This window comes from Mesorhizobium sp. M0830, assembly GCF_040319965.1.
Lineage (GTDB): Bacteria > Pseudomonadota > Alphaproteobacteria > Rhizobiales > Rhizobiaceae > Mesorhizobium.
This window is the reverse complement of record NZ_JAMYOR010000070.1, coordinates 1-12,027: the sequence shown is the minus strand read 5'-3', so window position 1 is coordinate 12,027 and position 12,027 is coordinate 1. Positions and strand designations below refer to the sequence as shown.

The 12,027-nt window shown below is 62.5% G+C and carries 10 protein-coding genes and 1 pseudogene; 2 read left to right on the top strand and 9 right to left on the bottom strand.

Features of this window, described 5'->3' with window-relative positions; genetic code table 11:
• Positions 1-135: 135 nt before the first annotated feature.
• The 4 genes from NKI20_RS28810 to NKI20_RS28795 all read right to left on the bottom strand — a co-directional run bounded on the left by NKI20_RS28810 (position 136) and on the right by NKI20_RS28795 (position 3,498).
• Positions 136-924, bottom strand: a complete 789-nt coding sequence (locus tag NKI20_RS28810) for a HugZ family pyridoxamine 5'-phosphate oxidase (protein ID WP_352836849.1) — start codon at positions 922-924, stop codon at positions 136-138.
• 329 nt (positions 925-1,253) lie between these two features.
• Positions 1,254-2,135 (bottom strand): CaiB/BaiF CoA transferase family protein, encoded by an 882-nt coding sequence (locus NKI20_RS28805; RefSeq protein WP_352836846.1) that lies wholly within the window; start codon positions 2,133-2,135, stop codon positions 1,254-1,256.
• Positions 2,136-2,141: 6 nt separating this feature from the next.
• A complete protein-coding gene (locus NKI20_RS28800) occupies positions 2,142-2,903 on the bottom strand; it encodes a 3-hydroxyacyl-CoA dehydrogenase (protein WP_352836843.1) in 762 nt (253 codons plus the stop codon).
• Between the two features lie 61 nt (positions 2,904-2,964).
• A complete protein-coding gene (locus NKI20_RS28795) occupies positions 2,965-3,498 on the bottom strand; it encodes a GNAT family N-acetyltransferase (protein ID WP_352603584.1) in 534 nt (177 codons plus the stop codon).
• A gap of 275 nt (positions 3,499-3,773) precedes the next feature.
• Between NKI20_RS28795 and NKI20_RS28790 the strand changes: the two are divergent.
• Positions 3,774-4,746: pseudogene (locus NKI20_RS28790) on the top strand (glutathione S-transferase family protein).
• A gap of 1 nt (position 4,747) precedes the next feature.
• Here the strand turns inward: NKI20_RS28790 and NKI20_RS28785 are convergent.
• Positions 4,748-5,245 (bottom strand): NUDIX domain-containing protein, encoded by a 498-nt coding sequence (locus NKI20_RS28785; protein ID WP_352836840.1) that lies wholly within the window; start codon positions 5,243-5,245, stop codon positions 4,748-4,750.
• A gap of 53 nt (positions 5,246-5,298) precedes the next feature.
• Between NKI20_RS28785 and NKI20_RS28780 the strand changes: the two genes are divergently transcribed.
• Entirely contained in the window at positions 5,299-6,228 is a 930-nt protein-coding gene (locus tag NKI20_RS28780; RefSeq protein WP_023760646.1) for a metallophosphoesterase family protein, read from the top strand.
• Here the strand turns inward: NKI20_RS28780 and NKI20_RS28775 are convergent.
• The 4 genes from NKI20_RS28775 to leuA all read right to left on the bottom strand — a co-directional run bounded on the left by NKI20_RS28775 (position 6,212) and on the right by leuA (position 11,632).
• The gene (locus NKI20_RS28775) at positions 6,212-6,829 is read right to left on the bottom strand and encodes a hypothetical protein (protein WP_352603576.1); all 618 of its coding nucleotides are present in this window, start codon (positions 6,827-6,829) and stop codon (positions 6,212-6,214) included. The genes NKI20_RS28780 and NKI20_RS28775 overlap by 17 nt on opposite strands.
• A 114-nt stretch (positions 6,830-6,943) precedes the next feature.
• Positions 6,944-7,747: an alpha/beta fold hydrolase gene (locus NKI20_RS28770; protein ID WP_352836835.1), complete on the bottom strand. Its 804-nt coding sequence runs from the start codon at positions 7,745-7,747 to the stop codon at positions 6,944-6,946.
• 199 nt (positions 7,748-7,946) lie between these two features.
• Complete coding sequence (locus NKI20_RS28765) at positions 7,947-9,695, bottom strand: tetratricopeptide repeat protein (RefSeq protein ID WP_352836833.1); 1,749 nt, start codon at positions 9,693-9,695, stop codon at positions 7,947-7,949.
• Positions 9,696-9,877: 182 nt separating this feature from the next.
• Entirely contained in the window at positions 9,878-11,632 is a 1,755-nt protein-coding gene (leuA, locus tag NKI20_RS28760; protein WP_502898170.1) for a 2-isopropylmalate synthase, read from the bottom strand.
• Positions 11,633-12,027: the final 395 nt, after the last annotated feature.

Here is a 12,027-nt window from a genome sequence, read left to right as displayed (position 1 = left end):
TGCTTCTTGTTCATCCCGACGCCATGGGGGCAATGGCGTCTGATTCCATAAACTCACTTGTGAACCGGCGCTGGCGATTCAGCGCCGCCAACAAAAGGTAGAGCATTTCAGTTAAATCTCAAGTGTTGCTTTTAATCAAGCAAAATTAAGGCCAGTCCCGGTATCGGCCGAGGCCCGGCCAACCTTGGCCATTTCGACCATAACGTGTCGTAGTTCGCGCGCTGCGGCCAATGGTTGTGGGAAGAAGACCCGGCAAACATGATCGCCCGACATCAGATCCATACCATCGGCATCGAAACCGGTGATGGTCCAGTCGTTGCCGGATGCTGTCGCGAAATGCCGGGCATACACGGCGATCGCGTCAAGATTGTCGGCGTTCATGTGATCGATGGCGGATTGCTCGCTCGCCGCCAGTTCCTCGACGATCGGCCCGCTGGTGAGCAGATCCGACTGATCGAGATGATAGGCCTTGCCGAAGCCTCCGTTGAGGCTGGCGCGTTGCGGCTCGAGGCGAAAGATCGAAAAGTCGCCAAGACCGGCATAAAGTTTCGCCTTCGGGTTGCGGTTGAGATAACGGCGCTCGGTGCGGGCGTATTGGCTTGATCCGCGCTCGAGCCGTGCCGCCCGGCAGACCAGTGTCAGGCGCGGGTGTGCCAGCGGATCGCCTTTGCCGGGTTCGCCAAGCAACAGGGAGCAGCGCGGATCGGCAAGCAGGGCGCCGGTGTGCGCCGAGAGCATCGACACCAGGATCAGCGGCGCGCCATCGATGTCGGTGGCCACACCGACCCGACTGGCCAGCGGCGAGCCGGTTTGCGGTTCGATCACCGCCAGCGCGCCAAAGCGGGCGTTGCGCAGAAGCGTCTTCGCCAACCGGATCGCCTCGGCGTCCGTCTCGCGGATCACGTCCTTCTTCGGCTCGTCCATGGCATCACCGCAATAAGTGGATTCTCTTTCTCCAATTATCTGTCGAACAAACCGGATTTGACAAGGTCGTCGATCTCGTTTTTCGAAAACCCGAAACGTGCCAGCACCGTCGACGGGGCGAGATCGCGGTCGGCAGGCTTGCTCGCCGGTGTTGGCTGTGAGCCGGAAAAACGTGGCGCCGGGGCAGGGCGCTCAAATGCACCCGCGGTCACGAAGGCGTTGCGCGCCCGATTGTGTGGGTGCCGCTTCGCCTCATGCAGCGACAGGACAGGGGCAACGCAGGCGTCGGTTTGGGCAAACAGCAGGTCCCAGTCGTCGCGCGATTTCTGTCATACCCGATCGGCGATGGCCGCGCGCATCGGCGGCCACAGTGTCTTGTCGTACTGACCGGACACAAAGTGGTCGTCGAGAGGCAGCAGTCTGGCGAATTCGGCGAAGAATTGCGGCTCGAGGCAACCGACAGCGATATGGCGTCCGTCTGATGTCTCATAGGTGTCGTAGAAGGGTGCGCCGGAATCGAGCAGGTTCGCGCCGCGATTTTCGCTCCACAACCCGGCCGCGGTGAAAGCGTGCAAGGGCGCCGCCAGCATCGAGGCGCCTTCGACCATCGCGGCGTCGACGACCTCGCCCCTGCCCGTGCGCGAGCGTTGGAACAGGGAAGCCAGCAAACCGGAAACCAGCATCATGGCACCACCGCCATAGTCGGCGACCAGGTTGAGCGGCGGGACGGGGCGGCTGTCGGCGTGGCCGATCGCGTGCAGCACGCCGCAATAGGCGAGATAGGTGATGTCGTGGCCGGCGCGGCCGGCGAGCGGGCCGTCCTGGCCGAAGCCGGTCGTGCGGCCGTAAATCAGCCCCGGGTTGCGCGCCAGCATCGCTTCCGGGCCGAGGCCAAGCCGTTCCATGACACCGGGGCGAAATCCTTCGAGCACCACGTCCGCCTTTTCGGCCAGACGCAGCATCAGATCGGCGCCATCCCGGCGCTTCAGGTCGAGACGCAGTATGGTGCGGCCATGGCGATCGATATTGTACTCATCCGGGAGTGACAGGAGCGGTCGGCTGGTCCCCTCCCGTTCGATGCGCAGCACTTCGGCGCCCATCTCCGACAGCATCAGGCCGGCCAGCGGCACGGGCCCCAGCCCAGCCATCTCGATCACCTTCAGCCCGACAAGCGGGCCGGTCTTGCCGGCAGCGGACGGGCCGGTGCTCATGTCCGTCTATTTCGGCGCCATGCGGATGGCGCCGTCGAGACGGATGGTCTCGCCGTTCAGCATCTGGTTTTCGATGATGTGCAGGGCGAGAGCGGCATATTCGGATGGTTCGCCCAGGCGCGACGGAAAGGGCACGGCGGCGCCCAGCGAATCCTGCACCTCTTGCGGCATGCCGGCCATCATCGGCGTCTTGAAGATGCCGGGCGCGATGGTGCAGACGCGGATGCCGGAACGGGCAAGATCGCGCGCCACCGGCAGCGTCATGCCGACGACGCCGCCCTTGGAGGCCGCATAGGCCGCTTGGCCGATCTGGCCATCATAGGCAGCGACAGAGGCAGTGTTGACGATGACGCCGCGCTCGCCGCCTTGCAGCGACTCGAGCTTTGACGCGCGCTCGGCGACGAGGCGGATCATGTTGAACGTGCCGATCAGATTGACCTCGATCACCTTGCGGTACTGATCGAGGGGATGGGGACCATCCTTGCCGATCGTCTTCACGCCGATGGCGATGCCGGCGCAATTGACCAGGATCCGCGGCTCGCCAAGTCGATCGGCGACGTCGATGAATGCCGCGGTCCCACTGTCGGCGCTGCTGACATCGCACTGGATGGCAATGCCGCCGATCTCGGCCGCGACCTTGGTGGCGCGATCGATACTGACGTCGAAGATGGCGACGCGGGCGCCCTTGGCAGCCAGCGCGCGCGCCGTTGCCTCGCCAAGGCCGGAGCCGCCACCGGTAACGATCGCGATCTGGTCGTTCGGGTTCATGACGTCATCCTTTGATCTCAGGAACAGTGGGACGGATCAGGCGCCAGATCGATGGGGAAGGTCAAGCCATCGCCGCGAGCGCGGCAATCCTGGCCTGATCGGCGTGGCAGACCTCGCCCGAGAGCCTGGCGACCGCGCCCGGCACGATCTCGTGCGACAGTAACCGGTCAAGATCGACAGGGCGCGGCATCGAAATCTGGCCTCGCGGGATCCGTTTGAAGCCGAGCGGCCCATAGTAGGGCTCGTCCCCTACCAGCATGACCGCGGGCGCACCGGTCTTCGCGGCGGCCTCCAGCGCGATCGCCACCAGCCGGCGGCCGATGCCGAGATTCTTGAAGGCCGGCCGCACAGCAAGCGGCCCGAGCATCAGCGCGCGACCGGCGCCGGCGGCGATGCGGGTCATGCGCACCGAGGCGACGACAATGTCGCCGTCGACGGCGACAAAGGACAACGAGCGTTCGTGCCCTCCGGCTTCGCGGATCTTGTAGGCGGCTAGCACAAAGCGGCCGGGCCCGAAGGCTTCGTCGTTGATGGCTTCGATCTGGGGGTTGTGCGCCGGGGTTTCCGGCAGGTATTTCACGTCGGCAAGGCTCATGGTCTTTGCGATCCGGTAGAATGAGGAAAGGTTTGCTGCAAACGGCAGCATGCGCCAGTCAGCGCTTCATCAAGCGCGGGCGCCCTTTCGTCGTCGGTCAAACCGGATTAAAGCAAAGTCGAACATGCGGATTGTCCGCTAGCACCAATTTCCCGCCGCTGCAATCGGCCGTTTCTGTCCGCAGTTTCGGCCAAGTGACGGTCTGTTCAGCACCTGACATCTTAGACGGGGCAACCCTGTGCCTACATGCAATGGCGAGAGACAAGGAGATTTGCATGGGATTGCTGGTCGAAGGCAAGTGGCAGGATCGTCGGTATACGACGGACAACGGCGGCAGGTTCGTGCGGACGCAATCGCAATGGCGCGACTGGATCACTGTTGACGGGGCGCCGGCCGCAGGCCGAACGCGCGGCTTCAAGGCCGAGCCCGGCCGCTATCATCTCTATGTCTCGCTTGCCTGTCCGTGGGCGCACCGGACGTTGATTTTTCGCGCATTGAAGAAGCTGCAAGACGTAATATCGGTGTCGGTGGTGCATCATTTCATGGGCGCCAATGGATGGACGTTCCTGGCACAGGACGGCGCCACTGGCGACACGCTTTACGGCCTCGACTTCCTGCACCAGATCTATACCAAGGCAGATCCCACCTATTCAGGCCGGGTGACGGTGCCGGTGTTGTGGGACAAGACGGAGCAGACCATCGTCTCCAACGAATCTTCTGAATTCAGCCTTCGACGAATGGGGTGATGCCGGCCTCGATTTCTATCCGCACGCGCTGCGCGGCGAAATCGACAGGGTCAATGAACTGGTCTATCCCGCGGTCAACAACGGTGTCTATCGCGCCGGCTTCGCCACCACGCAGGCCGCTTATGAGGAAGCATTCGGAGAGCTGTTCTCTGCGCTCGATGCGCTGGAAGGCCGGCTGTCGAAGCAACGCTATCTCGTCGGCGATCGTCTCACGGAAGCTGATTGGCGGCTATTCACCACGCTGGTGCGCTTCGACCCGGTCTATGTCGGCCATTTCAAATGCAATCTGCGTCGCATGGCCGACTACCCAAACCTGTCGAACTATCTGCGCGATCTTTACCAGGTCCCTGGCGTCGCCGAGACCGTGAACCTGCACCACATCAAGGCGCACTATTACGGCAGCCACGAAACGATCAATCCGACGCGGATCGTGCCTGTCGGGCCGAAACTGGATTATGGCGCACGGCATGACCGGGCGCGGTTCAGCAAGGCGGCGGCCTGATCTACCAGTGGGGCGAGGGCTGCTCGCCGCCAAAAACCTCGGCGATCCGGCGCAGCGTTGCAGGTGTCGTTCCTTGCGGCAGGCGATCGAGCGGGAAGAAGCCGGCTTCGGCGATCTCATGGTCCGGAAGTTTGGGTGCCGTCTGGCTGAAGCGTTCGATGACGTAGAAGCCGACATGGTCGCGCCGGCTGGCGTGGCGGTTGAAATGCATGGATTTGAACACCGGCGGGGCGGTCAACGCTATGTTGCCCTCCTCGGCCAGTTCACGTGCAAGCGCCTCGGCAAGCGTCTCGCCTACTTCGACACCACCGCCGGGAAGCTGCCAGCCTGGAACATAGGTGTGGCGAATGAGGAAGACGGAGTTGGACGCGGTGTCGTGGATCAGGCCGCGCACCCCAAGCGTCATCGGGCGCCGCAGCACGAAATAGAGATGGAACAGCTTGGCCCTCAGACCCGCCCAGCCAGTCTGGCGAAAGGCCTTCTCGGGATCACGCCTCATCACCAGCCAAACCGCAGGTGGAAAGCGAGGCGCGCCTCGCATATGAAGGAGAAATGTTCAGGCTCGCGCATATTTCCGATGTCCATCTGGGGCCGCTCCCCGATGTATCCTATCGCGATCTCGCGTCCAAGCGCGTGCTTGGCTATGTCAACTGGCAGCGCAACCGCCGCCGCCACATGCATGATGCCGTCATCGACACGATCGTCGCCGACATCAAGGCGAACACGCCCGACCACCTCGCCGTCACTGGCGACCTGGTCAATCTGGCGCTCGACGGCGAAATCGAGATGGCCAGGCATTGGCTGGAGACGCTGGGGCCGCCGCATGACGTTTCGGTCGTTCCGGGTAACCACGACGCCTATGTACCGGGCGCCTTCGACAAGGTCTGCCGATCCTGGGCGGCGTGGATGAGTGGCGACGGCATCAACACGCCCGTCGACCGCAACGCGTTTCCCTATCTGCGGGTGCGCGGCGACGTCGCGCTGATCGGCGTCTCGACGGCGCGCGCCACGGCACCCTTCATGGCCAACGGCTTCTTCATGGAAGGCCAGGCGGAGCGGCTCCGTAAGCTGCTTGATGCCACGGGCCGACAGGGGCTGTTTCGCGCCATCATGATCCACCATCCGCCGGTGCGTGGCGCGGTCCCGCAGCACAAGCGGCTGTTCGGCATCGCCCGCTTTCACAAGATCATTCGGCGCCATGGCGCCGAACTTGTCCTGCACGGCCATTCGCATCTGCCGTCGCTGTTCTTCATCGGCGGTCGAGGCGTCAGGATCCCGGCGGTCGGCGTTGCTGCCGCAGGCCAGGCACCGGGCGGCAAGCCCCCGGCGGCGCAGTACAATCTGTTCGACATCGACGGCGAAAAGGGCAATTGGCGGATCCGGTTGACGCGGCGCGGCCTGACCGGGCCGTCCATACCGCCATCCGATCTGCAGACGCTTGAGCTTGGGGCGGAGCCCGGAGCCGTTATGGCCGCAAGCTGACAATCATGCTGACGAGACGGTCCCACAACAAGACGACCGACACCACCAGGCCGACCAGGGCACCGGCGGCGATCAGGCCAAGCCCGGACAGAAAGGTCGACCAGCCGTTGCCGCTCGTCGCTGCGCGCAGCGGCGGTTCGGCTTCCGCTACATCGGCCCGTTTCATGCCGGCGACAGCCGGCTCGACCCCGCCTTCCATCATCCTCTGACGCTCGACGATGCGCTCGGCGACATAGCGCGTCACGGAATCGGCAACCGCTTTCATCTCGGTCGATTCGGCAAGCACCATCCGGCCGATGCGGGTGTCCTTGAGGAAGCGATAGGTGCGGCGGTCGCGTCCCATGGCAACATGGCTGACGGCGTCGATCCACAGGCGCGGCTGCAGGCCGGACGACACGACAAAGTCGAAACTGTCCATGTCGGCCGGGACATCGGCAAAAACCGGCGCCAGCTCGGCGGCAAGCAGATCAAGGCGCATGCGATGCGCCTCGCGCATATCGACGACGACGTCATCGCGGTCGGCGAAGGCATTTTTCACATCGCGGATGGCATCGGATAGTTTATTCGACTGATCGATGGTCTTCTCGCCTGCTTCCTTCATCGGCGTTTGCCTCGCGGGTTTGGTTAACACGGGGTTAACACAGCCGCCGGCAAAATGCACTGCGAGATGGACGGGGATAGAGGCGCGGACGAAGCCTATCGTGCGCGAAAAGGATCAGCTGGCCGCAGCGGCGAATTTCTGACGACGCGGCGCGGCGCGGCGGTTGGTGTTGCGGCGAATAATCTCGGTGACGAGGTCGGGGGCTTCCTCGGCAAGCATATGGCCGGCCTCCAGCACATGGTGCACATGAAAATGCGCCGGCAGATCATCCGCCTGGGCAAAGGGCAGCACCGCGTCGTCCGTTCCCCAAGCTACCATCACCGGCATCTTCAACCCGCCGAGGCGATCATGCGGGATAACGCCTTGGCGATCGTCCTTGGTCATGGCGGCTGCGATCTCGATGAGTTTTTCCACCTGGCCGGCTCGCCTACGCATTTCCCAGAGAGTGTCGACGATGTGATCGAGCGGCCGGGCTGATGGTCCCGACATGGCGACGAGGCAGGACCGGATCTCGGACCGATCCGCTGCACCGGCATAGCGACGCAACAGTGGTCCGTTGATCTCCGGGCCAATGCCGCCCGGCGCCAGAAGCGTCAGCGAGGCGACTTTTTCGGGCTCGGCCTGCGCCATCAGCGCTGCCACCGCACCGCCCATCGAGTGGCCCACGAGATGAAAGCGCTTCAGCCGACGCTGCGAGAGATCAGCGAGCACAGCCCTTGCCGCCACCTTGGCCGGACCAGCCGACGGAAAATCAAGCGACAGCCCATGCCCCGGCAGATCATAGGCCAGCGTGCGGGTGGCAGGCATCAGGGAGGAAATCACCTCGCGCCAGACATCGTGGCAACCGCCGAAACCATGCAGCAGGACAATGGCCTTCGAGCCAGCACCCTGTTCGGCGACAAAAAGCGATGCGGTCATGAATGCTGATTTTTTTGCTGTTATCAGGATGCGGAACACCAATTGTGACTGGATTGCTCCTAGTCAACACGAAGCCAGTAAAATTTTCGCGATTTGTACGGTCGCGGACAGACTTCGGCGACCAACCGCAGCGGCGATTGGAGAACAGGAAATCCACTATTAGGACGTGGCGCGGCCGGCCTGCGGATGTCGATTGGTGTCAGCTTGGGTTGCCAAGCCCGGCAGCGCGCAGCGCCTGGACCAGCCGGTCGGTCAGGTCAGCCGGATATTTCCGCTCGACGAAGGTCGCGCGCGGATCGGCGGCAAATTTTGGGAACTCGGTGGTCAGTTGATTCAGCAGAGTGCTCACAAGATGGTCCTGTCCGGCGGCCTTGGCGCCGATCAGCCGCGCCGCCAGATAGTGCGATTTCGTTGCCGTCGTTCTCAATGCCATGCTGGCTGCGATGGCTTTGTTCATGTCGCCGAGCATGAACTCACCAACGAACACCCCGTAGTCCCACCATGTCGAGTGCCCGCTGAAAGTCTCTGCCGCATGGTCAAGGATCGGCGTTCCTTCCGCGTATCGGCCGGCGAAGATCAGTCCATAGCCGTAAGCGGCGGCCATGCCGAGATCATATGGATTGAGTTCATAGGCCTTGCGCATCCAGCGGATCGCTTCGTCCGTATTGCCGAGGCGCGAACTGACATAGCCGTAGGAGCGATGCGCATAGGGGCTGGTCGGTCCCATCTGCACGCCGCGATGGGCAAACTCGACCGCCTTCTCGATCGTCGCATTGGGCGGATAGGCATAGTGATCGGAGACCGCCTCGAGATGAAGGGAGGCCAGTTCCGAATAGACGAGCGACGATTTCGTGCCGCCATTGGCCAGCTTCTCGAGGCAGCGATAGGCCGTCTCATGCGTCCTGGCGTTCTGGTCAAGATAATATTTGGCGTTGAGCAGCAGGCATTGCGTCAGGCCATTTGGCGTACTGGTCTGCTCGATATAGTTGTAGATCGTGCCCGAGGCGGGAAGCGCTGAACTGAGCATGTCTGCGATACGGTCTTCGATCGCCGCAGGAGCGCTGTCGGCAGGGGTCAGATTGCGCGAAAGAAGCACTCGTCCGGACGCCACGCTTTGCAGTTCGATTGTGATGTCGCCGGTGCCAGCACCGGGCAGGATATCGAATATGAAGCTTGTGGCATCGTCGTCCTGATCGGCGATGGCATCGCGTCCGATGAAGTCGATCGTATCGAAGCCGCTCAGGCCCGCACGCAGCGATGCGGCGACACGGTTGGCGTACGCGCCTTCAGCCTTGAGGCCGATATAGACTTGCGGCAGGGCGTCAGCCATTGCCGATGACGCGATGCTTCCGGTTGTGCCGGCGGTCTCGATCGTTGCCGACATGTCGCCGCCTGCCAGCAAGGCACTGCTGCCCTGACGAAGGATCAGTATGCCCAGCATGGCGATGACCAGGACGATCGCCATCCAGAAGAAGCGGAGATGGCGTACCACCAAGGGCGTGGGTGATGGCGTCTCGGAAGCCAGCAATGCCGCATCCGGCACACTGGCGTCTTCGGGCCGATCGGCGGATGCAGCGCCGTCCAGCTCCAGATCCGGCAGCCTTATGGCGTTCAATTCATAGGCAGGAACATAGCCGCCGCGCGGAATGGCGATGCGGACAGGCTCGGCAACGCCCTCATTGGCAAAATAGTGCTGCAGAAGCTCGCGCAGTCTGCCTGCCTGCACCCGCACGACGGCATCGGTGGACGGATCGAAATCGCCATCCTTGCCGAAAACATCCATGGCGATGGAGAAGCCTTTGAGCCTGTCGGCTTCTCCGGCTTGTTCACGTTCGACAAGATAACGAAGCAGCTTGCGCGCACGTTCGGATCGTCCGAACGTTTGGCTGGCAAGCAGTCGCTCAAGTGTCTCGCGCACTGCGGGGGCGGCAGGCGTGGCATGCTGCAAGTGTCGATCCTCTCGAAGTCGGCACAGGTTGAGGCGCGATCATATAGGTCCCGCACCGCCACACAAGTATACAACCATTATGTGATCACGTACCCCACCGGATAATTGTTCGGTGGTTAATGTCCCGAAAGATCGGAACCGATCACCAGCTTGCGGCGGTCCCGATCTGCTCTGGTCGTGCGTCAGCCGGCTTTTTTGCCAATGATCCGGTTGGCGGCGGACATCACCGCTTCCAGCGAGGCGGCGACGATGTTGGTGTTGATGCCAGCGCCGAAGAGCTTACCGTCAGGATATTCCATCTCGACATAGGAAATGGCCGACGCGTTCGAACCGCGCTGCAGCGAGTGCTCGGAATAGTCGAGCACCGACATCTCGACGCCGAGATGGCGCGACAGCGCATCGACGAAGCCGTCGATCGGACCGGTGCCGGTGCCCGATATCGTCACTTCCTTGCCATTGTCGAGGATGACAGCCTCGACAACGCGCCGGCCCTTGATTTCGGTGCTGGGATAGGTGTGGTGATCGAGGAATTTCAACCGCGCGCCGGGTTGATCGACATAGGTCTCGAGAAAGCGCTCGTAGATGCGCCTTACCGGCACTTCCTTGCCCTCGGCATCGGTGATCGCCTGGATTTCCTGGCTGAATTCGATCTGCAGATTGCGCGGCAGGTTGAGGCCGTAATCGGCCTGCAGCACATAGGCGATGCCGCCCTTGCCGGACTGCGAGTTGATGCGGATGATGGCTTCATAGCTGCGTCCGACATCAGCCGGATCGATCGGCAGATAGGGCACTTCCCACAGGCTCGTGTTGGCCTTCTTCAGCGCCTTCATGCCCTTGTTGATGGCATCCTGGTGCGAGCCGGAAAAGGCGGTGTAGACGAGTTCGCCGACATAGGGATGGCGCTCGGGGATCTTCAACTGGTTCGAATATTCGTAGACATCCTTCATCCGGTTGATGTCGGAACAGTCGATCCCGGGATCGACGCCTTGCGTGTACATGTTGAGCGCCAGCGTGACGATGTCGACATTGCCGGTGCGCTCGCCATTGCCGAACAGCGTGCCCTCGACGCGGTCGGCGCCGGCCATCAGGCCGAGTTCGGTGGTGGCGATGCCGGTGCCGCGGTCATTGTGCGGATGCAGCGAGACCAGCAGGTTCTCCCGGTTGTCGAGGTTGCGGCACATCCATTCGATGCGGTCGGCATAGATGTTGGGTGTCGACATCTCGACCGTCGACGGCAGGTTGACGATCAGCTTGTTGTCCGGCGTCGGCCTGACGATCTCGGTAACGGCGTTACAGATCTCCAGCGCCACTTCGAGTTCGGTGCCGGTAAAACTCTCCGGCGAATATTCGAAGCGAAAGCCGCCGCCGGCCTTGGCCGCCATATCGGTGATCATCTTGGCCGCATCGGTGGCGATGCGCTTGATGCCGCCAACGTCCTTTTCGAAGACGACGCGGCGCTGCAATTCGCTGGTCGAATTGTAGAAATGGACGATCGGGTTGGTGGCACCCTTGAGCGCCTCGAAGGTGCGGGTGATTAGTTCGGGCCGGCACTGCACCAGCACCTGCAGCGAGACGTCGGCGGGTACGTTGCCTTGCTCGATGCACCAGCGGGCGAAGTCGAAATCGGTCTGCGAGGCCGACGGGAAGCCGATCTCGATCTCCTTGAAGCCCATGTCGAGCAGCAGGCCGAACATGCGCGCCTTGCGCTCGTGGCCCATTGGATCGATCAGCGCCTGGTTGCCGTCGCGCAGGTCGACCGAACACCAGATCGGCGCCTTGTCGATGACCTTCGAGGGCCAGGTGCGGTCGGTGAGGCCGACGGTCGGATAGGGCTGGTATTTGCTGGCCGCGTCAGGCATGCCCCTGTTCTGGATGCTGCTTTCCACAACCTTGCCAGCTGCCGCTGCGTCGGAGCGGACCTCTTCTCGTGCGTTCATCGTCATTTCTCCCGGCGGCTCATGGATCCACCCTCAGGTGGATTGATGGCGAGCGGCGCCTTTACCAGAATTTCGTTCGCTTGATGTGATTGCCAAGGAGCATGCGCTTGCGCGGCGGTTCGACCGCCGGGCGCTCCTTCAGCGAACCCGGCGATCGCCGATAAGGCCAAGAAGAAGCAGGGTCGAAGCCAGCGCGCGCACGGCCTCGCCGGAAAAACCGGTCGGACGGGAAGCGTTGATGGCGCGCGTGTTCATGGCTGATCTCATATAGGAGCAGCTTGTGGGAGGCAAGTGGGACCGCATGGGGGTACAGGGCAATCGCTTCGGGTTAACGTGTGGTGCGTTTGGGGTGCGAATATGATTCATGGGAGGCTTCGTGATTTGCGGAGCCCTCT

Coding starts and splice junctions, on each gene's coding strand:
- NKI20_RS28800 (WP_352836843.1), bottom strand. CDS start 2,903: ATGAACCCGAACGACCAGATCGCGATCGTTACCGGTGGCGGCTCCGGC.
- leuA (WP_502898170.1), bottom strand. CDS start 11,632: ATGAACGCACGAGAAGAGGTCCGCTCCGACGCAGCGGCAGCTGGCAAG.
- NKI20_RS28775 (WP_352603576.1), bottom strand. CDS start 6,829: ATGAAGGAAGCAGGCGAGAAGACCATCGATCAGTCGAATAAACTATCC.
- NKI20_RS28785 (WP_352836840.1), bottom strand. CDS start 5,245: ATGAGGCGTGATCCCGAGAAGGCCTTTCGCCAGACTGGCTGGGCGGGT.
- NKI20_RS28780 (WP_023760646.1), top strand. CDS start 5,299: ATGTTCAGGCTCGCGCATATTTCCGATGTCCATCTGGGGCCGCTCCCC.
- NKI20_RS28770 (WP_352836835.1), bottom strand. CDS start 7,747: ATGACCGCATCGCTTTTTGTCGCCGAACAGGGTGCTGGCTCGAAGGCC.
- NKI20_RS28805 (WP_352836846.1), bottom strand. CDS start 2,135: ATGAGCACCGGCCCGTCCGCTGCCGGCAAGACCGGCCCGCTTGTCGGG.
- NKI20_RS28795 (WP_352603584.1), bottom strand. CDS start 3,498: ATGAGCCTTGCCGACGTGAAATACCTGCCGGAAACCCCGGCGCACAAC.
- NKI20_RS28810 (WP_352836849.1), bottom strand. CDS start 924: ATGGACGAGCCGAAGAAGGACGTGATCCGCGAGACGGACGCCGAGGCG.